The sequence below is a fragment of the Nocardioides panaciterrulae genome, assembly GCF_013409645.1.
Lineage (GTDB): Bacteria > Actinomycetota > Actinomycetes > Propionibacteriales > Nocardioidaceae > Nocardioides > Nocardioides panaciterrulae.
This window is the reverse complement of sequence record NZ_JACCBG010000001.1, coordinates 823,300-843,485: the sequence shown is the minus strand read 5'-3', so window position 1 is coordinate 843,485 and position 20,186 is coordinate 823,300. Positions and strand designations below refer to the sequence as shown.

At 69.2% G+C, this 20,186-nt stretch carries 33 protein-coding genes; 2 read left to right on the top strand and 31 right to left on the bottom strand.

Annotated features, from left to right (window positions below; all coding sequences use genetic code 11):
- Nucleotides 1–122: 122 nt before the first annotated feature.
- On the bottom strand, nt 123–1,043 hold the full coding sequence (locus BJZ21_RS04020) for a carbohydrate kinase family protein (protein WP_179662567.1): 921 nt from the start codon (nt 1,041–1,043) through the stop codon (nt 123–125).
- 149 nt (nt 1,044–1,192) lie between these two features.
- On the opposite strand from BJZ21_RS04020, the gene BJZ21_RS04015 reads away from it, so the two are divergent.
- A complete protein-coding gene (locus BJZ21_RS04015; protein WP_179662566.1) occupies nt 1,193–1,573 on the top strand; it encodes a GntR family transcriptional regulator in 381 nt (126 codons plus the stop codon).
- A gap of 82 nt (nt 1,574–1,655) precedes the next feature.
- Entirely contained in the window at nt 1,656–2,396 is a 741-nt protein-coding gene (locus tag BJZ21_RS04010) for a DUF2786 domain-containing protein (protein WP_179662565.1), read from the top strand.
- Nucleotides 2,397–2,504: 108 nt separating this feature from the next.
- On the opposite strand, the gene rplQ is transcribed toward BJZ21_RS04010, so the two are convergent.
- From rplQ to rplW, 30 genes are all read right to left on the bottom strand, one after another.
- Entirely contained in the window at nt 2,505–3,080 is a 576-nt protein-coding gene (rplQ, locus tag BJZ21_RS04005) for a 50S ribosomal protein L17 (protein ID WP_179662564.1), read from the bottom strand.
- Nucleotides 3,081–3,187: 107 nt separating this feature from the next.
- Nucleotides 3,188–4,204: a DNA-directed RNA polymerase subunit alpha gene (locus BJZ21_RS04000; protein WP_179662563.1), complete on the bottom strand. Its 1,017-nt coding sequence runs from the start codon at nt 4,202–4,204 to the stop codon at nt 3,188–3,190.
- 115 nt (nt 4,205–4,319) lie between these two features.
- Nucleotides 4,320–4,928, bottom strand: a complete 609-nt coding sequence (rpsD, locus tag BJZ21_RS03995; protein ID WP_179662562.1) for a 30S ribosomal protein S4 — start codon at nt 4,926–4,928, stop codon at nt 4,320–4,322.
- A gap of 35 nt (nt 4,929–4,963) precedes the next feature.
- Nucleotides 4,964–5,371 carry a 30S ribosomal protein S11 gene (gene rpsK / locus BJZ21_RS03990; protein WP_090849777.1) on the bottom strand — a complete coding sequence of 136 codons (408 nt, stop codon included), beginning with the start codon at nt 5,369–5,371 and terminating at the stop codon, nt 4,964–4,966.
- 108 nt (nt 5,372–5,479) lie between these two features.
- Complete coding sequence (gene rpsM / locus BJZ21_RS03985; protein ID WP_179662561.1) at nt 5,480–5,854, bottom strand: 30S ribosomal protein S13; 375 nt, start codon at nt 5,852–5,854, stop codon at nt 5,480–5,482.
- Between the two features lie 206 nt (nt 5,855–6,060).
- Complete coding sequence (rpmJ, locus tag BJZ21_RS03980) at nt 6,061–6,174, bottom strand: 50S ribosomal protein L36 (protein WP_028644817.1); 114 nt, start codon at nt 6,172–6,174, stop codon at nt 6,061–6,063.
- A 25-nt stretch (nt 6,175–6,199) separates the two neighbouring features.
- A complete protein-coding gene (infA, locus tag BJZ21_RS03975; RefSeq protein WP_011757309.1) occupies nt 6,200–6,421 on the bottom strand; it encodes a translation initiation factor IF-1 in 222 nt (73 codons plus the stop codon).
- A gap of 271 nt (nt 6,422–6,692) precedes the next feature.
- Nucleotides 6,693–7,751, bottom strand: a complete 1,059-nt coding sequence (locus tag BJZ21_RS03970) for an LLM class flavin-dependent oxidoreductase (protein ID WP_343051948.1) — start codon at nt 7,749–7,751, stop codon at nt 6,693–6,695.
- 42 nt (nt 7,752–7,793) lie between these two features.
- Nucleotides 7,794–8,858 carry a TerC family protein gene (locus BJZ21_RS03965; protein WP_179662560.1) on the bottom strand — a complete coding sequence of 355 codons (1,065 nt, stop codon included), beginning with the start codon at nt 8,856–8,858 and terminating at the stop codon, nt 7,794–7,796.
- 254 nt (nt 8,859–9,112) lie between these two features.
- Nucleotides 9,113–9,946: a type I methionyl aminopeptidase gene (gene map / locus BJZ21_RS03960; protein WP_179662559.1), complete on the bottom strand. Its 834-nt coding sequence runs from the start codon at nt 9,944–9,946 to the stop codon at nt 9,113–9,115.
- A 16-nt stretch (nt 9,947–9,962) separates the two neighbouring features.
- Nucleotides 9,963–10,538, bottom strand: coding sequence for an adenylate kinase (locus BJZ21_RS03955; protein WP_179662558.1), 576 nt, complete (start codon nt 10,536–10,538; stop codon nt 9,963–9,965).
- Between the two features lie 149 nt (nt 10,539–10,687).
- Entirely contained in the window at nt 10,688–11,983 is a 1,296-nt protein-coding gene (secY, locus tag BJZ21_RS03950) for a preprotein translocase subunit SecY (protein WP_179662557.1), read from the bottom strand.
- 170 nt (nt 11,984–12,153) lie between these two features.
- Nucleotides 12,154–12,594 (bottom strand): 50S ribosomal protein L15, encoded by a 441-nt coding sequence (rplO, locus tag BJZ21_RS03945; RefSeq protein ID WP_179662556.1) that lies wholly within the window; start codon nt 12,592–12,594, stop codon nt 12,154–12,156.
- A 1-nt stretch (nt 12,595) separates the two neighbouring features.
- Entirely contained in the window at nt 12,596–12,778 is a 183-nt protein-coding gene (gene rpmD / locus BJZ21_RS03940) for a 50S ribosomal protein L30 (RefSeq protein WP_135079075.1), read from the bottom strand.
- Complete coding sequence (gene rpsE / locus BJZ21_RS03935; protein WP_179662555.1) at nt 12,778–13,395, bottom strand: 30S ribosomal protein S5; 618 nt, start codon at nt 13,393–13,395, stop codon at nt 12,778–12,780. The genes rpmD and rpsE overlap by 1 nt, the downstream gene beginning before the upstream one ends.
- 37 nt (nt 13,396–13,432) lie before the next feature.
- Nucleotides 13,433–13,816 carry a 50S ribosomal protein L18 gene (rplR, locus tag BJZ21_RS03930; RefSeq protein WP_179665499.1) on the bottom strand — a complete coding sequence of 128 codons (384 nt, stop codon included), beginning with the start codon at nt 13,814–13,816 and terminating at the stop codon, nt 13,433–13,435.
- Between the two features lie 2 nt (nt 13,817–13,818).
- Entirely contained in the window at nt 13,819–14,361 is a 543-nt protein-coding gene (rplF, locus tag BJZ21_RS03925; RefSeq protein ID WP_179662554.1) for a 50S ribosomal protein L6, read from the bottom strand.
- A gap of 30 nt (nt 14,362–14,391) precedes the next feature.
- A complete protein-coding gene (gene rpsH, locus BJZ21_RS03920; RefSeq protein ID WP_179662553.1) occupies nt 14,392–14,799 on the bottom strand; it encodes a 30S ribosomal protein S8 in 408 nt (135 codons plus the stop codon).
- An 82-nt stretch (nt 14,800–14,881) separates the two neighbouring features.
- On the bottom strand, nt 14,882–15,067 hold the full coding sequence (locus tag BJZ21_RS03915; RefSeq protein WP_011757321.1) for a type Z 30S ribosomal protein S14: 186 nt from the start codon (nt 15,065–15,067) through the stop codon (nt 14,882–14,884).
- 1 nt (nt 15,068) lies between these two features.
- Nucleotides 15,069–15,650 carry a 50S ribosomal protein L5 gene (gene rplE, locus BJZ21_RS03910; protein WP_179662552.1) on the bottom strand — a complete coding sequence of 194 codons (582 nt, stop codon included), beginning with the start codon at nt 15,648–15,650 and terminating at the stop codon, nt 15,069–15,071.
- Nucleotides 15,650–16,018: a 50S ribosomal protein L24 gene (rplX, locus tag BJZ21_RS03905; RefSeq protein WP_218851283.1), complete on the bottom strand. Its 369-nt coding sequence runs from the start codon at nt 16,016–16,018 to the stop codon at nt 15,650–15,652. Before rplX ends, rplE begins: the two co-directional genes overlap by 1 nt.
- Before the next feature lies 1 nt (nt 16,019).
- Nucleotides 16,020–16,388 carry a 50S ribosomal protein L14 gene (gene rplN, locus BJZ21_RS03900; RefSeq protein WP_179662551.1) on the bottom strand — a complete coding sequence of 123 codons (369 nt, stop codon included), beginning with the start codon at nt 16,386–16,388 and terminating at the stop codon, nt 16,020–16,022.
- A gap of 96 nt (nt 16,389–16,484) precedes the next feature.
- On the bottom strand, nt 16,485–16,766 hold the full coding sequence (rpsQ, locus tag BJZ21_RS03895) for a 30S ribosomal protein S17 (RefSeq protein ID WP_179662550.1): 282 nt from the start codon (nt 16,764–16,766) through the stop codon (nt 16,485–16,487).
- Nucleotides 16,763–17,002, bottom strand: coding sequence for a 50S ribosomal protein L29 (gene rpmC, locus BJZ21_RS03890; protein WP_179662549.1), 240 nt, complete (start codon nt 17,000–17,002; stop codon nt 16,763–16,765). Before rpmC ends, rpsQ begins: the two co-directional genes overlap by 4 nt.
- Complete coding sequence (gene rplP / locus BJZ21_RS03885) at nt 17,002–17,421, bottom strand: 50S ribosomal protein L16 (RefSeq protein WP_179662548.1); 420 nt, start codon at nt 17,419–17,421, stop codon at nt 17,002–17,004. The genes rpmC and rplP overlap by 1 nt, the downstream gene beginning before the upstream one ends.
- Nucleotides 17,422–17,426: 5 nt before the next feature.
- The gene (gene rpsC / locus BJZ21_RS03880) at nt 17,427–18,257 is read right to left on the bottom strand and encodes a 30S ribosomal protein S3 (protein ID WP_179662547.1); all 831 of its coding nucleotides are present in this window, start codon (nt 18,255–18,257) and stop codon (nt 17,427–17,429) included.
- Nucleotides 18,257–18,685, bottom strand: a complete 429-nt coding sequence (gene rplV, locus BJZ21_RS03875) for a 50S ribosomal protein L22 (RefSeq protein ID WP_179662546.1) — start codon at nt 18,683–18,685, stop codon at nt 18,257–18,259. The genes rpsC and rplV overlap by 1 nt, the downstream gene beginning before the upstream one ends.
- Before the next feature lie 37 nt (nt 18,686–18,722).
- The gene (gene rpsS / locus BJZ21_RS03870; protein ID WP_101525247.1) at nt 18,723–19,004 is read right to left on the bottom strand and encodes a 30S ribosomal protein S19; all 282 of its coding nucleotides are present in this window, start codon (nt 19,002–19,004) and stop codon (nt 18,723–18,725) included.
- A 16-nt stretch (nt 19,005–19,020) separates the two neighbouring features.
- The gene (gene rplB, locus BJZ21_RS03865; RefSeq protein WP_179662545.1) at nt 19,021–19,854 is read right to left on the bottom strand and encodes a 50S ribosomal protein L2; all 834 of its coding nucleotides are present in this window, start codon (nt 19,852–19,854) and stop codon (nt 19,021–19,023) included.
- 26 nt (nt 19,855–19,880) lie between these two features.
- Nucleotides 19,881–20,186 (bottom strand): 50S ribosomal protein L23, encoded by a 306-nt coding sequence (rplW, locus tag BJZ21_RS03860; RefSeq protein WP_179662544.1) that lies wholly within the window; start codon nt 20,184–20,186, stop codon nt 19,881–19,883.

Genomic DNA, 20,186 nt, shown 5'->3' with positions numbered 1-20,186 from the left:
CCGCCGCACCCGCCTCGGAACCGGGGGGTGGATGGGCAGTTCCTGCGGTTGATGGGCGTTGCAACGGCCCCCAACCGAGGGAGTCCCCGGCTGGCCGGGGATTCCCGCAGCCCACAGCCCCGCTACGGCAGGCCGGGCAGCTCGTGGCGGTACGGCGGGTCCGCGCCGGGACGGGAGACCGTGACGGCCGCGGCGTGGGCGGCGTGGGCGAGCAGGCCCTCGATCTCGGCGGGTCGGAGCTCGCGCAGCTCCTCGCGGTGGTCGGCGCCGAGCCTGCCGGCCTCCCAGAGCGCGTCGAGGAGGGCGGCGCCGAAGGTGTCGCCGGCGCCGATCGTGTCGGCCACCTCGACCTCGTGGGGCCCGATCTCGACGACGTCGTCGGGCCCGACCCACATCGCGCCGTCCGCGCCCCGGGTGACGACCACGGCGGCCGGACCGAGCGAGAGCAGGCGGCGGGCCACCTTCACCAGCCCGAGCCGCGGGTAGAGCGCCTCGAGGTCCTCGTCGGAGGCCTTGACCAGGTCGGCGAGGCGCGCCATCCGCTCGACCCGGTCGACCAGGTCGGGCCCGGTGCCGGTGATCGCCGGGCGGGCGTTGACGTCGTAGCTCACGGTCGCGTGCTCGCGCAGCTTCTCCAGCAGGGCGACCACCTCGTCGGCGCCCGGCTCGAGCACGGCACCGAGCGAGCAGGTGTGCACGACCAGCGGGTGCGGCTCCACGGGGACGGCGTTGAGGTGCCACTCGAGGTCGAACTCGTACTCCGCGGCTCCGTCGACCCCGATCGTGGCCTCGGCGGTCGACGTCCGCGCGACCGCGTGGGGGTCGCACGCCAGCGCCACGCCGGCCCGCTCCAGGTGGTCGGCGATCAGCCGCCCGTGGGGGTCGTCGGCGTAGCTGGTGGCGAACCGGACCGGGCGCCCCAGCCGGGCCAGCGCGACGGCCACGTTGGCGGCGCTGCCCCCGGCGTACTCCTTGGTCTCGCCGTCGGCGGCGTTGACGATGTCGACCAGGGCCTCGCCGACCACGAGCACGTCAGGTTCCATGGGGAGACTCTGCCGCACAGCGCAAGGCGCGGCAGCGGCGGGCCCACCTCGATCCACGCCCGGGCGATCCTTGGCAGACCACCGGACAACTGCTGCCGCGGGCGGCGCGTGGCAGGGCGTGTCGTGCCGCGGCCTCCTAGGCTGCGGGCATGGAGCTCGAGCCCCTGGACCCCGCTGCCTCCGAGCCACCGTTCGAGCAGCTGCGTCGTCAGATCGCGTCGCGCGCGGCCCGCGGGGAGCTCGCTCCCGGCACCCGGCTGCCGACCGTCCGCGCGCTGGCGGCCGAGGCGCACCTCGCGGTGAACACCGTGGCCCGGGTCTACCGCGAGCTGGAGGCGGACGGCGTCGTGGTCACCGAGGGCCGGCGGGGCACCTTCGTGGCCGGCACCGCCGCCGCGGGCTCGGCCGACGCCCGCCGGGCCGCGGAGGAGTACGCCGCCGGCCTGCGCCGGATCGGCGCCTCCCTGGCCGAGGCGCACAAGCTGCTCGACGCGTGCTGGCCCGGTGCCTTGCAAGGAGGGGGCTCCTGACCCGGCCACGTCGGCGCCCGGACCGTTACTCGGCTGTCCCCGGGGGCTGCAAGGGTGACGCCCTGACCAGACGGAGGCCCCGATGACCCACCCCGACCCGATCCTTGCCAAGGTCCGCAAGCTGCTGGCCCTGGCCGAGGACCCCGCAGCCACCGAGCACGAGGCGGTCACCTACACCGCCAAGGCGGCCCAGCTCATCGCCGACTACGGCATCGACCAAGTCCTGCTCGCACAGGCGGATCCCACCCGCGACCCGGTGGGTGACCGGGTGCTGACCATGGACGCGCCGTACGCCGCGGACAAGGCCGACCTGCTCTCGACCGTCGCCGGGCGGCTGCGCTGCCAGACGGTGCAGCGGACCCGCTGGCGCGACGGACGCAAGGAGCTCTCGCTGCACCTGTTCGGCCACCACTGCGACCTCGAGCGCACCGAGCTGCTCTTCACCAGCCTGCTTCTCCAGGCCGCCACCGGCCTGTCCCGGACCCACGTCCCGCCCGGCGAGCACAAGGCTGCCTTCCGCCGGTCCTGGCTCGCCGGCTTCCGGATGGCGATCGGCGACCGCCTCAAGGCCGCGGAGCAGCGAGCCCGGGCAGAGTCCTCCGACAGGTTCCGCGAGGCCGGGAGCTCCACGGAGCTGGTCCTCGCCGATCGGTCCGCCCTCGTCGAGGCCGCCCTCAACCAGGCCTACCCCTACCTCACCACCGCGCCACCCCGGCAGCTGTCCGGCTCGGGTGGGGCCGAGGGGTGGGCCGCGGGCCGCCGCGCCGACCTCGGCGAACGGCGGGTCGGGAGTGCCCGGCGGGCACTGCCCCGCGGAGCCTGACCGCGCGAGGGCGCGAGAGGGGCGCGAGAGGGGCGCGAGAGGGGCGCGAAAAATCGAGGAAGGCCCGCCACCCTCGCGGGTGACGGGCCTTCGCTGACCTGAGCAGGCTCAGGCCTTGTCCTCGGTCTCCTCGGCCTCGGCGACGGTGCTCTCCGGCACGGTCTCCTCGGTCATCTCGACCGGGGCGTCCTCGGCGGGAGCGTCCTCGGCGGGGGCGTCCTCGGCGGGGGCCTCGGTGGCCTCGTCCTCGGCCGGGGTCTCCTCGACCGGAGCGGCCTTCGGCGCCACGGCCGTCTTCGCCTTCGACGCGGCCGGCTTCGGCGAGTACGCCTCGGTCACCAGCTCGATGACCGCCATGGGGGCGTTGTCGCCCTTGCGGGGGCCGATCTTGGTGATCCGGGTGTAGCCACCCGGACGCTCGGCGAAGGTCGGCGCGATCTCGGTGAACAGCACGTGCACGACACCCTTGTCGCGGATGGTCTTGAGGACCTCGCGACGGTTGTGCAGGTCGCCCTTCTTCGCCTTGGTGATCAGCTTCTCCGCGACCGGGCGCAGCACGCGCGCCTTGGCCTCGGTGGTGGTGATCCGGCCGTGCTCGAACAGGGCCGTGGCCAGGTTCGAGAGGATCAGGCGCTGGTGGGCCGGGCTGCCGCCGAGGCGGGCGCCCTTCTTGGGAGTGGGCATTGCGTCTCTCTTTTCTCTCCGGCCGTGTCAGGTACCGGGGTAGACGACCCGAACGGGTCGGTTTGGGTGGTGGTGGGGGCCGGTCACCGGCCCCCACCGACCCGGGATCAGTACTGCTCGTCCTCGACGAACGCGTCGTCGTCGTCGTCGCCGTACGCCGCCAGGGCCGCGTGCGGGTCGAAGCCGGGCGCGCTGTCCTTCAGGGACAGGCCCATCTCGACCAGCTTGGCCTTGACCTCGTCGATCGACTTCGCACCGAAGTTGCGGATGTCGAGCAGGTCCTGCTCCGAGCGCGAGATGAGCTCACCCACGGTGTGGATGCCCTCGCGCTTGAGGCAGTTGTAGGAGCGGACGGTCAGCTGCAGGTCCTCGACCGGGAGGGCGAGGTCCGCGGCCAGCTGCTCGTCGACCGGCGAGGGGCCGATGTCGATGCCCTCGGCCTCGACGTTCAGCTCGCGGGCCAGGCCGAACAGCTCGACGAGGGTCTTGCCGGCCGAGGCGATCGCGTCACGGGGACGGATCGACGGCTTGGTCTCGACGTCGATGACCAGCTTGTCGAAGTCGGTGCGCTGCTCGACACGGGTGGCCTCGACCTTGTAGGTGACCTTGAGGACCGGGCTATAGATCGAGTCGACCGGCATCCGGCCGATCTCGTTGTCGGCGCCCTTGTTCTGCACGGCCGAGACGTAGCCCCGACCGCGCTCGACGACGAGCTCCATCTCCAGCTTGCCCTTGTCGGACAGGGTGGCGATCTTCAGGTCCGGGTTGTGCACCTCGACACCGGCCGGGGGCGCGATGTCGGCGGCGGTGACGTCACCGGCGCCGGACTTGCGGAGGTACATGGTGACCGGCTCGTCGTGCTCGGAGGAGACGACGAGGCCCTTGAGGTTGAGGATGATCTCGGTGACGTCTTCCTTGACGCCCTCGATGGTCGAGAACTCGTGCAGGACGGTGTCGACCTTGATGCTGGTGACGGATGCGCCGGGAATCGACGACAGCAGGGTGCGCCGCAGCGAGTTGCCGAGGGTGTAGCCGAAGCCAGGCTCCAGCGGCTCGATGACGAAGCGCGAACGGAACTCGTCGACGGACTCTTCCGACAGGGTGGGGCGCTGTGCGATGAGCACTGATTCTTTCCTTTCCGGGCCCGACCGCTATTTGAGGGGCCCGAACTGCGTTGGTGAAAAGGAAGTGGGTGCCCGCGCCGGCTCCCGACCTGGGTCGGGGGCCGGCGCGTGGCGATTACTTCTTCGAGTAGTACTCCACGATCAGCTGCTCCTGGACCGGCACGTCGATCTGTGCGCGGACCGGGAGCTGGTGCACCAGGATGCGCATGCGCGACGGGATGGCCTCGAGCCACGCCGGGACGACGCGCTCACCGTGGGTCTCGCGAGCCACGATGAACGGGGTCATCTCGAGGGACTTCTCGCGGACGTCGATGACGTCGTGGGCGGTCACCTGGAAGGACGGGATGTCGACCTTCCTGCCGTTGACCCGGAAGTGCCCGTGCACGACGAGCTGGCGGGCGTGGCGGCGCGTGCGGGCGAAGCCGGCACGGTAGACCACGTTGTCGAGACGGCACTCGAGCAGCTGCAGCAGGTTGTCGCCGGTCTTGCCGGCACGGCGGGAGGCCTCGACGTAGTAGTTGTGGAACTGACGCTCGAGGATGCCGTAGGAGATGCGCGCCTTCTGCTTCTCACGAAGCTGGAGGAGGTACTCGCTCTCCTTGATGCGGCCGCGGCCGTGCTGGCCGGGCGGGTAGGGACGACGCTCGTACGCCGCGTCGCCACCAACGAGGTCGACGCCGAGACGACGCGACTTCTTGGTCATGGGGCCGGTGTAGCGGGCCATGGTTCAGACTCCTTGGATTCGCTGGGTGCGGGCGATCAGACGCGACGGCGCTTGGGCGGCCGGCATCCGTTGTGGGGCGTGGGGGTGACGTCCTGGATGGTGCCGACCTCGAGGCCGATCGCACCCAGCGAACGGATCGCCGTCTCGCGGCCCGAACCCGGGCCCTTCACGAAGACGTCGATCTTCTTCATCCCGTGCTCCATCGCCCGACGCCCGGCAGCCTCGGCGGCCATCTGCGCAGCGAACGGAGTGGACTTGCGCGAGCCCTTGAAGCCGACGGTGCCGGCGGAGGCCCACGAGATCACCGCCCCGGTGGGGTCGGTGATCGTGACGATGGTGTTGTTGAACGTGCTCTTGATGTGGGCTTCGCCCTGAGCGACGTTCTTCTTCTCCTTGCGGCGCACCTTCTTCGCGCCGGCCGCGGTGCGGCTCTTGGGAGGCATACGGGAGCTCCTCTTAGGGTTCTCTCCGGGCTTCGCCCGGTGACCCGAGGTGGGTCAGGTCAACAGATCGGATCGGTTCGGTGGCCCGAACCCGAAGCACGCTTCGGGTTACTTGGCCTTCTTCTTGCCGGCAACCGTGCGCTTGGGGCCCTTGCGGGTACGCGCGTTGGTCTTGGTGCGCTGACCGCGGACCGGGAGGCCCATGCGGTGGCGGCGACCCTGGTAGCTGCCGATCTCGATCTTGCGGCGGATGTCGGCCTGGACCTCGCGACGGAGGTCACCCTCGATCTTGAAGTTGGCTTCGATCTCGTCACGCAGCTTGACCAGCTCCTCGTCACCCAGCTCGTGGACGCGGAGGTCGGGGTTGACCCCGGTGGCCTCCAACAGCTGCTGGGCGCGGGTACGGCCGATGCCGTAGATGTAGGTGAGTGCGACCTCGATGCGCTTGTCGCGCGGGAGGTCGACACCAACAAGGCGTGCCATGTTCTGGCGGTGTCCCTTCGATTCGCACAGGGGTTTTCGGTCGTGTCGCGTCCCGGGTCGTCGACCCGGGCTCCGGCCCCTGCTCCGGAGGTGTTTCGGCCTCGCGGCCTAAGCGATCACGTTGCGGTGTTCAGTTCTCGTCGTGCTGGGTGTCGATCCGTCCGCGCCTGGCGGCACGGACCGGTCGACCCTGAGTCGCTGTCGACTCAGCCCTGGCGCTGCTTGTGACGGGGGTTCTCGCAGATCACCATCACGCGCCCGTGGCGGCGGATGACCTTGCACTTGTCACAGATGGCCTTGACGCTCGGCTTGACCTTCACTTCAGGCCCTTTCAGTTATCGGCTGTCACTTGTACCGATAGACGATCCGACCTCGGGTGAGGTCGTACGGCGAGAGCTCCACCACGACCCGGTCCTCGGGGAGGATCCGGATGTAGTGCTGGCGCATCTTGCCGCTGATGTGGGCGAGAACCTTGTGCCCGTTGCTCAGCTCGACGCGGAACATGGCATTCGGCAGGGCCTCCACGACGGTGCCCTCGATCTCGATCACGCCTTCTTTCTTCGGCATGTCCTCCACAATCTGTTGGTCGGTTGTCTACCGTGTCGTGCACCGGAGCCGGTGTGGACCGGAGCCGGGTGGCCCGGGAACCTCCCCCACCCGGGGGTGGAGGTGGACCTCGCGCAGCCGCTCGTGGACCTCATCCCGAGCACGCACGAGCTCACTGAAGAAGTGATTTCGCCACGATCCGGGCAGCCGCGAGGCACCACGAAGCAGACCCACGTTGGGCCGACACGCCAGTTTAGTCGAAATGAGCGGTCGAAGACCAATCGCGCGGCGGTCAGCCGGCCAGCAGCCGCAGCGTCTCCACGCGCGCCGGGCCGGTCGCGGCCTCGGTGCCGACATGGGCGCCGGCCACCGGGTGCACCATCACCTCGTCGACGCCGTAGGTCGCGGCGAGCTCCTGGATCCGGGCGCGCGCCCGCGCCGGCGAGCCGATCACCCAGCGCCCGCGCATCCCGTCGACCAGGTCGCGGTGGGCGGGGGCCAGCTCCACCTTCTCGGCCTCCTCGACGAGCTGCTGCGGGGCCAGCGGCTGGCCGGTGCGCAGCGCCAGCATCGAGAGCAGCTGCGGGAGCGCGAGCCGCTCGGCCTCCTCGTCGGTCTCGGCCACGACCGCGTTCACGGTCAGGAAGGTGCGAGGCTCGGCCGCCTCCGGGCCGAGCTCGGCGGACGGCCGGAAGTTGTCCCGGTAGAGCGCGAGGGCCTCGGCGGTGCCGGTGCCGGAGAAGTGGTGCGCGAACACGTAGGGCAACCCCTTCTGGGCCGCGAGCCGGGCCGAGTAGTCCGAGGAGCCCAACAGCCAGATGTCCGGCGTCGAGGTCGCCGCCGGCGTGGCCCGCAGCGGGTAGGTTCGGCCGTTGATCCCGAGCGCGGCCCCCTGCGGGGACATCATCGCCAGGACGTTGTCGACGTACTCCGGGAACCGCGAGACCGCCTCGTCGTCGACGCCCCCCGCGCCGTGGCGCAGCGCGTAGGTGGTGACCGGGTCGCTGCCCGGGGCGCGGCCGATGCCGAGGTCGATCCGCCCCGGGAAGGCCGCCTCGAGGAGCGCGAACTGCTCGGCGACGACCAGCGGGGCGTGGTTGGGCAGCATCACCCCGCCCGAGCCCACCCGGATCCGCTCGGTCGCCCCGGCCACCAGGCCGATCAGCACGGGCGGGTTGGTGGCGGCGACCGCCGGCATGTTGTGGTGCTCGGCCACCCAGTAGCGCCGGTAGCCCAGCGAGTCCGCCGCCCGCGCGAGGTCCAGGGTCGCGGACAGCGCGTCGGCGGTGGCCTGGTCGCTGCGGACCGGGACGAGGTCGAGGACGGACAGGGTCGGGTGTCGCTCACTCACCTCGGACTCAACCCGCACCGGCGCTCACCTATTCCACCGGTGTCACTTCTGCTCGGGCTCCCCCAGCGAGATCGTGCGCTGCTCGATTTCCTCCTGTGACATGTTCCGGGACGCCGCCAGGCTCACCACCGCGGTCACCGCCAGCGTGCCCACGATCACGACCAGCGAGAGCCAGATCGGGATGTCGGGCGCCCAGTCGACCGGCTCCCCGCCGTTGAGGAACGGCAGCTCGTTCTCGTGCAGCGCGTGGAGCACCAGCTTGACCCCGATGAAGCCGAGGAGCACGGCCAGCCCGTAGGAGAGGTAGATCAGCCGCTGCAGCAGGCCGCCGATGAGGAAGTACAGCTGGCGCAGCCCCATCAGCGCGAAGACGTTGGCGGTGAGCACCAGGTAGGGGTCGGAGGTCAGCCCGTAGATCGCGGGGATCGAGTCGAGCGCGAAGAGCAGGTCGGTGGTGCCGAGCGTGAGCACGACCAGGAACATCGGCGTGACCAGTCGCTTCCCGTCCGCACGGGTGAAGAGCCGGGTGCCGTCGTACTCGCTCGTCGCCGGCAGGTGCCGCTCGGCGAACCGCACGACCCGGTTCTCCTGGTAGTCCTCCTCGTCGTCGCGGTTGCGCCCCTCCCGGGCCAGCTTGGTCGCGGTCCAGAGCAGGAAGGCCCCGAAGACGTAGAAGATCCAGCTGAACTGGTTGATCGCGGCGGCGCCCACGAGGATGAAGGCCCCGCGCATCACCAGCGCCAGCACGATCCCGATCATCAGCGCGGCCTGCTGGTACTGCCGGGGCACCGAGAAGTTGGCCATGATGATGATGAAGATGAACAGGTTGTCGATCGAGAGGGAGTACTCGGTCAACCAGCCCGCGAAGAACTCGGGGCCCGGGTGGGAGGACAGCGCGTTCGGCTCGGCGAACAGCCACACCCCGGCCCCGAACAGCACGGCGAGCCCGATGAAGAACGCCAGGTGACGGGTGGCCTCGGCCATCGTCGGCTCGTGGGGACGTCGCGCGATGACCACGAGGTCGACGAACAGCAGCACGATCGTGACGACGAGGGTCAGCACCCACACCAGCGGGGAGGCGACGGAGTCACCCAGCACGGAAAGCATCGAGACGGCTCTCTTCCGGAGTCAGCGGCGCCGCGGCGCCGACAGGTCGGTTCTCCGGAGGTCTCTTCCGCTCGACGGGCGAGCCGGTGGCACCGGGTCCGGGCGAGCCCGGGCCGTACTGACGACACCACCGTGACGGGAATACTCCCCTCCTACGTGGCCATCCTCCCATGGCGGGGCAAACCCCCGCTCCCGGCGGCGGCCAGCACCGGGCTCGGCCACCGGCCTCGGGCACGCCCGGGGCGCTGGGTTGCTCAGGCGCCGCCGTACGGCACGCCGAGCCGGCCGAGCATCTCCTCGCCACCGTCGAGGGCGGTCAGCACCCACGCGCCCGCCGGCGTGAGCGTGAAGGTGTGCTCGAAGTGCGCGGACCAGGAGCCGTCCTCGGAGAGCACGGTCCAGTCGTCGTCGAGCACCACGGTCTCCTTGGAGCCAAGCGTGATCATCGGCTCGACGGCCAGCGCCAGGCCCCGGACCAGCTTGGGTCCCCGCCCCGGGCGACCGTAGTTCGGGACGTTCGGCGGCTGGTGCATGGCCGAGCCGATGCCGTGCCCGACGTAGTCCTCGAGGATGCCGTAGTCGCCCTGCGAGCGGACGTGGGACTCCACCGCGTGCGAGATGTCGGTGACCCGGCCGCCGAGGCGGGCGGCCGCGATCCCGCGCCACATGGCCTCCTCGGTCACCCGCATCAGCTCGGTGACCTCGGCGGGCACGGTCCCGACCGCGACCGTGATGGCGGCGTCGCCGTGCCAGCCCTGCCCGGAGTCGTCGAGCGTGATCGCGCCGCAGTCGATCGAGACGACGTCGCCCTCCGCGAGCACCCGCTCCCCCGGGATCCCGTGCACGACCTCGTCGTTGACCGAGGCGCAGATCGAGCCCGGGAAGCCGTGGTAGCCCTTGAAGGACGGGGTCGCCCCGCTGCTGCGGATGTGGTCCTCGGCGATCGCGTCGAGCTCCCCGGTGGTGATGCCGGGGCGGACCGAGGCCCGCAACAGCTCCAGGGTCCTGCCGACCACCAGCCCGGCGGCGCGCATGCCCTCGATCTGCTCGGGGGTCTTGATCTCGACCCCGCGGTCGCGGAAGCCCATCGGCTCGACCCGCCCCTCAGCTCTGGGCGATCTGGTCCAGCGCGTCGAAGATGCGCTGGGTCACGTCGGAGACCTCGCCCATGCCGTCGACCTCGACGAGGATGCCCCGGTCGCGGTAGACCCCGATGAGCGGCTCGGTCTGCTCGGCGTAGATCTCCTGCCGGCGCCGGATCACGTCCTCGGTGTCGTCGGCGCGACCCTCGACCTGGGCGCGCTGGAGCAGCCGGGCGACGATCTCGTCCTCGTCGACGGTCAGCACGACGACGGAGTCGAGGCGGTGACCGGTGAACCGGATCATGCCGTCGAGCTCTTCGACCTGGGCCAGGGTGCGGGGGTAGCCGTCGAGCAGGAAGCCGGGCTCTGCGTCCTGCTCGTCGATGCGGTTGCGCACCATGTGGTTGGTGACCTCATCGGGGACGTACTCCCCGGCGTCCATGTAGCGCTTCGCCTCGAGGCCGAGCTCGGTGCCCTCCGAGACGTTCGCCCGGAAGATGTCCCCGGTCGAGATCGCCGGGATGCCGAAGTGCTCCGCGACGAACTTCGCCTGCGTGCCCTTCCCCGCGCCGGGCGGGCCCATCAAGATCAGTCGCATCGTCGAGGTGTCTCCTTCTCCGTGCCGAACGGGTTCCCCCGCGGGCGCCTGCCGGCGTTCTGGTCTTGTCTCGATGCTGGTGGCATCGTCTCGCCCCGCCGCTCCGCCCGCCACCGCTTGAGACCGACGGCACAGCCGGGCAGAGACGGCTACCGCAGGAAGCCTTCGTAGTTGCGCTGCTGGAGCTGGCTCTCGATCTGCTTCACGGTGTCGAGCGCGACGCCGACCATGATCAGGATCGAGGTGCCGCCGAAGGGGAAGTTCTGGTTCGCGTTGATGAACACGAACGCGATCAGCGGGATCAGCGCGACGATGCCGAGGTAGAGCGCGCCGGGGGCGGTGATGCGCGAGAGCACGTAGGACAGGTAGTCCTCGGTCGGCTTGCCGGCGCGGATCCCGGGGATGAACCCGCCGTACTTCTTCATGTTGTCGGCGACCTCCGCGGGATCGAAGGTGATCGAGACGTAGAAGTAGGTGAAGAAGACGATCAGCAGGAAGAACATCAACATGTAGAGCGGGTGGTCGCCCTTGACCAGGTAGGTGTTGATGAAGCCGACCCAGCCCGAGGTGCTGTCCTGGTTGAACTGGGCCGCCATCGCGGGCAGATAGAGCAGCGACGAGGCGAAGATGACCGGGATGACGCCGGCCTGGTTCACCTTCAGCGGGATGTAGGTCGAGCTGCCGCCGAACATCTTGCGCCCGACCATCCGGCGGGCGTACTGCACCGGGATCCGCCGCTGCGCCTGTTCGATGAAGATGACCGCCGCGATGATCAGCAGGCCGATCACGACCACGACGCCGAAGACCCACCAGCCCTTCTCCTTGCCGACCGCCCACAGCGAGGTCGGGAAGCGGGAGACGACCTGGGTGAAGATCAGGATCGACATGCCGTTGCCGATGCCGCGCTCGGTGATCTGCTCACCGAGCCACATGATCACCGCGGTGCCCGCGGTCATGGTGACGACCATGACCAGGAAGGTCTCGGTGCCGTTGCTGTGCAGCAGCGGCTTGGTGCAGCCGTTCAGCAGCCGGCCGGACCGGGCCAGCGCCACGATGCCGGTGGCCTGCAGCAGCGCCAGCCCCAGGGTGAGGTAGCGGGTGTACTGCGTGATCTTGGTCTGCCCCTGCTGCCCCTCCTTCTTCAGCGCCTCGAGTCGTGGGATGACCACGACGAGCAGCTGGAGGATGATGCTGGCGGTGATGTAGGGCATGATCCCCAGCGCGAACACCGTCAGCTGGAGCAGCGCGCCCCCGGAGAACAGGTTGATCAGGCTGTAGACGCCGGAGTTGCCGACGTCGGCGATGCAGCTCTGCACGTTGCCGACGTTCACGCCGGGGGTCGGGATCTGGGATCCGAGCCGGAAGATCGCGATGATCATCAGGACGAACAGCAGCTTGCGCCGCAGGTCCGGGGTTCGGAAAGCGTTCGCGAACGCGCCTAGCACTGGATCCTCTTTCTCCGAGCGGGGTACGGGCCTCGGAACTCGACGGCTCGACCACCGGGTCGAGGGCCCGCGCAACCCTAACAGGCGTCACGCGGGTCCTAGTTGTGCGTCGGGGCGCGGCCGGTTCCGAACGGAACCTTCCGCGCCCCAGCGCTTCGTACGAGCGGGTCTCAGACCACCGTGGTGGTGCCGCCCGCGGCCTCGATCTTCTCCTTGGCCGAGCCGGAGAACGCGTTCGCGCTCACCTGGACGGCCACCGACAGGTCACCCTGGCCGAGGACCTTGACCGGCAGGCTGTCGCGCACGGCGCCCTTCGCGACCAGGTCCTCGACGGTGACGGTGCCACCCTCGGGGAACAGGTCGCCCAGCTTGTCCAGGTTGACGACCTGGAACTCGACCTTGAAGGGGTTCTTGAAGCCCTTGAGCTTCGGCAGCCGCATGTGCAGCGGCATCTGGCCACCCTCGAAGGCGGCCGGGACCTGGTAGCGGGCCTTGGTGCCCTTGGTGCCGCGACCGGCGGTCTTGCCCTTGGAGCCCTCACCACGACCCACACGGGTCTTGGCGGTCTTGGCCCCGGGGGCCGGGCGCAGGTGATGAAGCTTCAGCGTCATCTCAGTCGACCTCCTCGACCGTCACGAGGTGACGGACGGTCTGGACCATGCCCCGGATCTCCGGGCGGTCCTCCTTGACGACCACGTCGCCGATCCGCTTGAGACCGAGCGTGCGCAGGGTCTCGCGCTGGTTGGCCTTGCAGCCGATCGTGGACTTCTTCTGCTGGACCTTGAGCTGTGCCATCAGGACGAGACCTCCTCGGAGACCCCGGCCGGGACCTCGACGCGCGCCTTGAGCAGCGCGGCGGGGGCGACGTCCTCGACGGGCAGCCCACGACGTGCGGCCACGCTCTCCGGCTGCTCCAGCATCCGCAGCGCCTCGACGGTCGCGTGCACGATGTTGATCTGGTTCGACGACCCGAGCGACTTGCTCAGGATGTCGTGGATGCCGGCGCACTCCAGCACCGCACGGACCGGCCCACCGGCGATGACACCGGTACCGGGCGCGGCCGGGCGCAGCATGACCACGCCGGCGGCCTTCTCGCCCTGGACGGGGTGCGGGATGGTGCCCTGGATGCGGGGGACGCGGAAGAAGTTCTTCTTCGCCTCCTCGACACCCTTGGCGATCGCCGCCGGAACTTCCTTCGCCTTGCCGTAGCCGACGCCGACGAGACCGTCACCGTCACCGACGACCACGAGGGCGGTGAAGCTGAAGCGACGACCACCCTTCACGACCTTGGCGACACGGTTGATCGCAACGACGCGCTCGATGTAGGCGGTCTTGTCAGCACCCTGGCCGCGACGGTCGTCGCGTCCACCACGGCGCTCGCCACCGCGCTGTCCGCGCTGGGCTCCGCTCATGAGACTCTTCCTCTTCTCTCTGTTGCCTGTGTTGCGATCAGAACGTCAGGCCGCCCTCACGGGCGCCGTCGGCCAGGGCCGCGACGCGACCGTGGTACTTGTTGCCGGCGCGGTCGAAGACCACGCCGTCCACACCGGCCGCCTTCGCCCGCTCGGCGACGAGCTCGCCGACGCGCTTGGCCTTGGCGGTCTTGTCGCCGTCGAGGACACGCAGGTCGGCCTCCATCGTCGAGGCCGACGCCAGCGTCTTGCCGACCAGGTCGTCCACGACCTGCACGGTCATGTGCTTCGAGGAGCGGGTGACCACCAGGCGCGGGCGCTCGGCGGTGCCGGCGACCCTCTTGCGGCCACGAGCCTGTCGGCGCAGGCGCGACTTCACGCGGCCCGCCGTGTGCTTGCGGTTCTTGAGCGAGATCGCCATCGTCACTTACCAGCCTTTCCGACCTTGCGGCGGATGTGCTCACCCGCGTAGCGAACGCCCTTGCCCTTGTAGGGCTCGGGCTTGCGAAGCTTGCGGATCTTCGCAGCGACCTCGCCGACCAACTGCTTGTCGATGCCCTGGACACCGAGCCTGGTCGGGCCGTCGACGGTGAACGTGATGCCCTCGGGGGCGTCGAACGTGATCGAGTGGGAGTAACCGAGCTGGAACTCCAGCTGGGTCGGGCCCTTGGACAGGACGCGGTAACCCACGCCCACGATCTCGAGCTTCTTCTCGTAGCCCTCGGTCACGCCCACGACCATGTTGTTGATCAGGGTGCGGGTCAGCCCGTGCAGCGAGCGGCTCTCCCGCTCGTCGTTGGGGCGCGTGACCGCCAGCGTGCCGTCCTCGGACCTCTGGACGGCGATCGGCCTCGCCACGGTGTGGGACAGGGTGCCCTTGGGGCCCTTGACCGTCACCAGCGCGTCGTCGATCGCGACGTCGACACCCGACGGGACCGCGATGGGCAGCTTGCCAATGCGCGACATGCTTTTACTCTCCTTCGCGAGTTCTCGTCGTCACCAGACGTAGGCGAGGACTTCCCCACCCACGCCCTTCTGGTTGGCCTGGCGGTCGGTCAGCAGGCCCTGGCTGGTCGAGATGATCGCCACGCCCAGGCCGCCGAGCACCTTCGGGAGACCCGTGTGCTTGGCGTAGACCCGGAGGCCGGGCTTGCTGATCCGGCGCACGCCCGCGATGGAGCGCTCCCGGTTGCGGCCGTACTTCAGCGTGATGGTCAGCGTCTTGCCGACCTCGCCCTCGGCCGGCTCCTTCACCTCGAACGAGGTGATGTAGCCCTCCTGCTTGAGGATCTCGGCGACCCCCTGCTTGAGCTTGCTGTAGGGCATCGAGACAGCGTCGTGGTACGCCTGGTTGGCGTTGCGCAGACGGGTGAGCATGTCTGCGATCGGGTCAGTCATCGTCATGATGGGTTCTTTCTCGTCGTGGTTTCGCCTCGACCGTGCTCATTGCTGGCAGGCGACGCGACCTTCAACGTGGGTGAGGTGATTACCAGGAGGACTTGGTGACGCCGGGCAGCTCGCCGCGGTGCGCCATCTCCCGGAGGCAGATGCGGCACAGGCCGAACTTGCGGTAGACGGCCTTGGGCCGGCCGCAGCGCTGGCAGCGCGTGTAGCCCCGGACCGCGAACTTGGGCTTGCGGGCGGCCTTGACCTTCAGAGCGGTCTTCGCCATGTCAGTTCTCCTTGAAGGGGAAGCCGAGCTGCTTGAGCAGCGCACGACCCTGGTCGTCGGTGGTGGCCGTGGTCACGACCGTGATGTCCATGCCGCGCGACCGGTCGATCCTGTCCTGGTTGATCTCGTGGAACATGACCTGCTCGGTGAGGCCGAACGTGTAGTTGCCACGGCCGTCGAACTGGTTCGGGTTCAATCCACGGAAGTCGCGGATGCGCGGCAGCGCGAGCGACAGCAGGCGGTCCAGGAACTCCCACATCCGGTCGCCGCGCAGCGTGGTGTGCGCACCGATCGGCATGCCCTCGCGCAGCTTGAACTGCGCGATGGACTTGCGGGCCTTGGTCACCAGCGGCTTCTGGCCGGTGATCGCGGTCAGGTCGCGGACGGCGCCCTCGATCAGCTTCGAGTCGCGGGCCGCCTCGCCGACGCCCATGTTGACGACGATCTTGACCAGGCCGGGGACCTGCATGACGTTCTTGATGTCGAACTCGGACTGCAGCGCGGGGAGGATCTCCTCGCGGTAGCGCGTCTTCAGCCGCGGCGTGGTGGTCGCCGAGGCCTGGGGCTGTGCGGTCTCAGTCATCAGATTTCCTTGCCGGTCTTGCGCGAGATACGGACGCTGCGCGTCGTGGTGTACGTCGAGCCGTCCGGGCGGCGCTTGGTGACCTCGTCACGGCGGAAGCCGATCCGGGTCACGCCGTCACCCTCGACGAGCATCACGTTCGAGACGTGGATCGGGGCCTCGGCGGTGATGATCCCGCCGGTCGTCCCGGCGTTCCCACCCTGGTTCACGACCTTGGTGTGACGCTTGATCCGGTTGACGCCCTCGACGATCACCCGGTGCTCCTCGCGGAGCACCGAGATGACCTTGCCCTCGGCACCCTTGTCCTTGCCGGCGATGACCTTGACGGTGTCGCCCTTCTTGATGTTCACAGAGTTCTTCTTCGCCATGTCAGAGCACCTCCGGCGCAAGCGAGACGATGCGCATGAACTTCTTCTCGCGCAGCTCACGGCCCACGGGGCCGAAGATGCGGGTGCCTCGCGGCTCGCCGTCGTTCTTGAGGATGACGGCGGCGTTCTCGTCGAAGCGGATGTAGGAACCGTCGGGACGACGACGCTCCTTGACGGTGCGCACGATGACGGCCTTGACGACGTCACCCTTCTTCACGTTGCCGCCGGGGATCGCGTCCTTGACGGTGGCCACGATCACGTCGCCGATACCGGCGTAGCGTCGACCCGAGCCACCGAGAACACGGATGCAGAGGATCTCCTTCGCACCGGTGTTGTCGGCGACCTTGAGTCGCGACTCCTGCTGGATCATCAGTTTCTCCTGGTTGTCGAGCTGGTTCTCGCCGCCTCAGGGACGGCGAGCCTGGCCGAACTGGATGGGATTGTCCTCGCCGGAAGGCGAGAGGGACTACTTCGCCTTCTCGAGGATCTGCACGACGCGCCACCGCTTGGTGGCGGACAGCGGCCGGGTCTCCATGAGGAGGACGCGGTCGCCGACGCCGCACTCGTTCTGCTCGTCGTGCGCCTTGAGCTTGCTGGTCCGGCGCAGGACCTTGCCGTACAGCGCGTGCTTGACGCGGTCCTCGACGGACACGACCACGGTCTTGTCCATCTTGTCGCTGACGACCAGGCCCTCGCGGACCTTGCGAGCGCTGCGCTCGACCTTGTTCTCGCTGGTCTGCTCGCTCATGCGGCACCATCCTCGTTGCTGGAGCCCGGCGCGGTCCGGATGCCGAGCTCGCGCTCGCGCACCACGGTGTAGATCCGGGCGATGTCCTTCTTGACCGTGCGGAGCCGGCCGTGGCTCTCCAGCTGGCCGGTGGCCGCCTGGAAGCGGAGGTTGAAGAGCTCCTCCTTGGCCTCGCGCAGCTTCGCCTCGAGGTCGATGTCGGTCATCTCGTCGAGCTCGTGAGCAGTCGTAGCCATCAGAATTCACCTGCCTCACGGGAGACGAAGCGGCACTTCATCGGGAGCTTGTGCATCGCGCGGCGCATGGCCTCGCGAGCGATCTCCTCCGAAACGCCGGACAGTTCGAACATGACGCGGCCGGCCTTGACGTTCGCGACCCACCACTCCGGGGAGCCCTTACCGGAACCCATCCGGGTCTCGGCGGGCTTCTTGGTCAGCGGGCGGTCGGGGTAGATGTTGATCCACACCTTGCCACCACGCTTGATGTGACGGGTCATCGCGATACGCGCCGACTCGATCTGGCGGTTGGTCACGTAGTGGCTCTCGACCGCCTGGATGCCGAAGTCGCCGAAGGCGAGCTTCGTGCCACCCTTGGCCGCACCGGTCCGCTTGGGGTGGTGCTGCTTGCGGTGCTTGACACGACGGGGCATCAGCATGACGGTCAGCCCTCCTGGGGTGCGTCGGTGGTGGCGGGCGCCGCGGCCTGGGCCGGAGCCTCGGTCGCGGGCGCGTCAGCAGCGCGGTCCGAGCGGGACGGGCGGTCGCCGCGGGTGCCACGGGACGGACGGTCCCCACCGCGCGTCGGACGGCCGCCGCGACCGGGGACGCCGGCGCGGGCAGCGGCCTGGGCCTGGCGCTCGGCGCGCGACCCGGAGACCTCGCCCTTGTAGATCCAGACCTTCACGCCGATCCGGCCGAAGGTCGTCTTGGCCTCGTAGAAGCCGTAGTCGATGTCGGCACGCAGCGTGTGCAGCGGGACGCGGCCCTCGCGGTAGAACTCGGTGCGCGACATCTCGGCGCCGTTGAGGCGGCCCGAGCACTGGATCCGGATGCCCTTGGCACCGGAACGCATCGAGGTCTGCATCGCCTTGCGCATGGCGCGACGGAACTGCACGCGGCCGGCGAGCTGCTCGGCGACGCCCTGGGCGACCAGCTGCGCGTCGATCTCGGGCTGCTTGACCTCGAGGATGTTCAGCTGCACCTGCTTGCCGGTGAGCTTCTCCAGCTCGCCGCGGATGCGGTCGGCCTCGGCGCCACGGCGACCGATGACGATGCCCGGACGCGCGGTGTGGATGTCCACCCGCACGCGGTCACGGGTGCGCTCGATCTCGACCTTGGCGATGCCGGCCCGCTCCATGCCCTTGGAGAGCAGCTTGCGGATCGCGACGTCCTCGCCGACGTATGACTTGTACAGCTTGTCGGCGTACCAACGGGACTTGTGGTCCGTCGAGATGCCGAGGCGGAAGCCGTTCGGGTTGATCTTCTGGCCCATTACTTGGAACCGCCCTTCTTGCTGTCGGCGACCACGTCGGCCGGCTGGACCGCCAGCGTGATGTGGCTCGTGCGCTTGTTGATCCGCGTGGCGCGGCCCTGCGCACGCGGACGCCAGCGCTTCATCGTCGGCCCCTCGTCCACACGGCCGACGCTGACGACCAGGTCACCGCGGTCGAGACTCTCGGTGGTCTCGGCGTTGGCGACGGCACTCTCCAGCACCTTGTAGACGGTCTCCGAGGCGGCCTGCGGCGCGAACTGCAGCAGGGCCAGCGCATCGTCGACGGGAAGGCCGCGGACCATGTCGACGACGCGACGGGCCTTCATCGGCGAGATCCGCACGAAGCGGGCGCTCGCGAAGGCTCCCGGCTGGTCGCCGAGCAGCGACTCGCGGCGGGCGCTGACGCGCCTACGCTCGGTAACGCTCATTAGCTCGTTTCTCCAGTTTCCTTATGGGTCCACCGCCTCAGCGGCGGCGGCCCTTCCGGTCTTCCTTCACGTGCCCGCGGTAGGTGCGGGTGGGGGCAAACTCGCCGAGCTTGTGACCGACCATCGAGTCGGTGACGAACACGGGAACGTGCTTACGGCCGTCGTGCACGGCGATCGTGTGGCCGATCATGGCCGGCACGATCATCGAGCGGCGCGACCACGTCTTGATGACGTTGTGGCTGCCCTTGTCGTTCTCCGCGTCCACCTTCTTCATCAGGTGGCCGTCGACGAAGGGGCCCTTCTTCAGGCTGCGAGGCATCTCGTTACTTCCCTACTCAGCGCTTCTTGCCGGTCTTGCGGCGACGGATGATCTGGGAGTCGGAGGCCTTGCGCTTGCGCGTGCGGCCCTCGGGCTTGCCCCAGGGGGAGACCGGGTGGCGACCACCGGAGGTCTTGCCCTCACCACCACCGTGCGGGTGGTCGACCGGGTTCATGACGACGCCGCGGACGGTCGGGCGCTTGCCCTTCCAGCGCATGCGGCCGGCCTTGCCCCAGTTGATGTTCGACTGCTCGGCGTTGCCGACCTCGCCGACCGTCGCGCGGCAGCGCACGTCGACGAAGCGCATCTCGCCCGAGGGCATGCGCAGCGTGGCGCGGGAGCCCTCGCGGGCCACCAGCTGGGCGCTCATGCCGGCGGAGCGGGCGATCTTCGCACCGCCACCGGGACGCAGCTCCACGCAGTGGATCGTCGTACCGACCGGGATGTTGCGCAGCGGGAGGTTGTTGCCCGGCTTGATGTCGGCCGTCGGGCCCGACTCCACCGCCACGCCCTGCGCCAGGTCCCGAGGCGCGATGATGTAGCGCTTCTCGCCGTCGGCGTAGTGCAGCAGCGCGATGCGCGCGGTGCGGTTCGGGTCGTACTCGATGTGCGCGACCTTCGCCGGGACGCCGTCCTTGTCGTAGCGACGGAAGTCGATGATGCGGTAGGCGCGCTTGTGACCGCCACCCTGGTGCCGGGTGGTGATCCGGCCCTGGTTGTTGCGGCCGCCCTTCTTGGGCAGCGGACGCGTCAGCGACTTCTCCGGCGTGGTCCGGGTCACCTCGACGAAGTCGGCGACCGACGAACCCCGGCGACCCGGGGTGGTCGGCTTGTACTTGCGGATAGCCATTTCTCAGTCCTCTTGTCCAGGCCCGGTCAGGAGACGGAGCTGCCGAAGATGTCGATGCGGTGGCCCTCGGCGAGGCTGACGATCGCGCGCTTGGTGTTCGAGCGCTTGCCCAAGCCGTTGCGCGTCCGACGCGTCTTGCCCTGACGGTTGATCGTGTTGACCGAGGTGACCTTGACGTTGAACACCTTCTCGACCGCGATCTTGATCTCGGTCTTGTTGGCGTCCGGGCGCACGATGAACGTGTACTTGTTCGCGTCGAGCAGGCCGTAGCTCTTCTCGGACACGACCGGCGCGATCAGCACGTCGCGGTGGTCCTTGTGCAGGGTGCTCAC

Coding starts and splice junctions, on each gene's coding strand:
- BJZ21_RS04020 (WP_179662567.1), bottom strand. CDS start 1,043: ATGGAACCTGACGTGCTCGTGGTCGGCGAGGCCCTGGTCGACATCGTC.
- BJZ21_RS04015 (WP_179662566.1), top strand. CDS start 1,193: ATGGAGCTCGAGCCCCTGGACCCCGCTGCCTCCGAGCCACCGTTCGAG.
- BJZ21_RS04010 (WP_179662565.1), top strand. CDS start 1,656: ATGACCCACCCCGACCCGATCCTTGCCAAGGTCCGCAAGCTGCTGGCC.
- rplQ (WP_179662564.1), bottom strand. CDS start 3,080: ATGCCCACTCCCAAGAAGGGCGCCCGCCTCGGCGGCAGCCCGGCCCAC.
- rpsD (WP_179662562.1), bottom strand. CDS start 4,928: ATGGCCCGCTACACCGGCCCCATGACCAAGAAGTCGCGTCGTCTCGGC.
- rpsK (WP_090849777.1), bottom strand. CDS start 5,371: ATGCCTCCCAAGAGCCGCACCGCGGCCGGCGCGAAGAAGGTGCGCCGC.
- rpsM (WP_179662561.1), bottom strand. CDS start 5,854: ATGGCACGCCTTGTTGGTGTCGACCTCCCGCGCGACAAGCGCATCGAG.
- infA (WP_011757309.1), bottom strand. CDS start 6,421: ATGCCGAAGAAAGAAGGCGTGATCGAGATCGAGGGCACCGTCGTGGAG.
- BJZ21_RS03965 (WP_179662560.1), bottom strand. CDS start 8,858: ATGCTTTCCGTGCTGGGTGACTCCGTCGCCTCCCCGCTGGTGTGGGTG.
- map (WP_179662559.1), bottom strand. CDS start 9,946: ATGGGCTTCCGCGACCGCGGGGTCGAGATCAAGACCCCCGAGCAGATC.
- BJZ21_RS03955 (WP_179662558.1), bottom strand. CDS start 10,538: ATGCGACTGATCTTGATGGGCCCGCCCGGCGCGGGGAAGGGCACGCAG.
- rplO (WP_179662556.1), bottom strand. CDS start 12,594: ATGACGCTGAAGCTTCATCACCTGCGCCCGGCCCCCGGGGCCAAGACC.
- rpmD (WP_135079075.1), bottom strand. CDS start 12,778: ATGGCACAGCTCAAGGTCCAGCAGAAGAAGTCCACGATCGGCTGCAAG.
- rpsE (WP_179662555.1), bottom strand. CDS start 13,395: ATGAGCGGAGCCCAGCGCGGACAGCGCGGTGGCGAGCGCCGTGGTGGA.
- rplR (WP_179665499.1), bottom strand. CDS start 13,816: ATGGCGATCTCGCTCAAGAACCGCAAGCACACGGCGGGCCGCGTGAAG.
- rplF (WP_179662554.1), bottom strand. CDS start 14,361: ATGTCGCGCATTGGCAAGCTGCCCATCGCGGTCCCGTCGGGTGTCGAC.
- rpsH (WP_179662553.1), bottom strand. CDS start 14,799: ATGACGATGACTGACCCGATCGCAGACATGCTCACCCGTCTGCGCAAC.
- BJZ21_RS03915 (WP_011757321.1), bottom strand. CDS start 15,067: ATGGCGAAGACCGCTCTGAAGGTCAAGGCCGCCCGCAAGCCCAAGTTC.
- rplE (WP_179662552.1), bottom strand. CDS start 15,650: ATGACTGAGACCGCACAGCCCCAGGCCTCGGCGACCACCACGCCGCGG.
- rplX (WP_218851283.1), bottom strand. CDS start 16,018: ATGGCGAAGAAGAACTCTGTGAACATCAAGAAGGGCGACACCGTCAAG.
- rplN (WP_179662551.1), bottom strand. CDS start 16,388: ATGATCCAGCAGGAGTCGCGACTCAAGGTCGCCGACAACACCGGTGCG.
- rpsQ (WP_179662550.1), bottom strand. CDS start 16,766: ATGAGCGAGCAGACCAGCGAGAACAAGGTCGAGCGCAGCGCTCGCAAG.
- rpmC (WP_179662549.1), bottom strand. CDS start 17,002: ATGGCTACGACTGCTCACGAGCTCGACGAGATGACCGACATCGACCTC.
- rplP (WP_179662548.1), bottom strand. CDS start 17,421: ATGCTGATGCCCCGTCGTGTCAAGCACCGCAAGCAGCACCACCCCAAG.
- rpsC (WP_179662547.1), bottom strand. CDS start 18,257: ATGGGCCAGAAGATCAACCCGAACGGCTTCCGCCTCGGCATCTCGACG.
- rplV (WP_179662546.1), bottom strand. CDS start 18,685: ATGAGCGTTACCGAGCGTAGGCGCGTCAGCGCCCGCCGCGAGTCGCTG.
- rpsS (WP_101525247.1), bottom strand. CDS start 19,004: ATGCCTCGCAGCCTGAAGAAGGGCCCCTTCGTCGACGGCCACCTGATG.
- rplB (WP_179662545.1), bottom strand. CDS start 19,854: ATGGCTATCCGCAAGTACAAGCCGACCACCCCGGGTCGCCGGGGTTCG.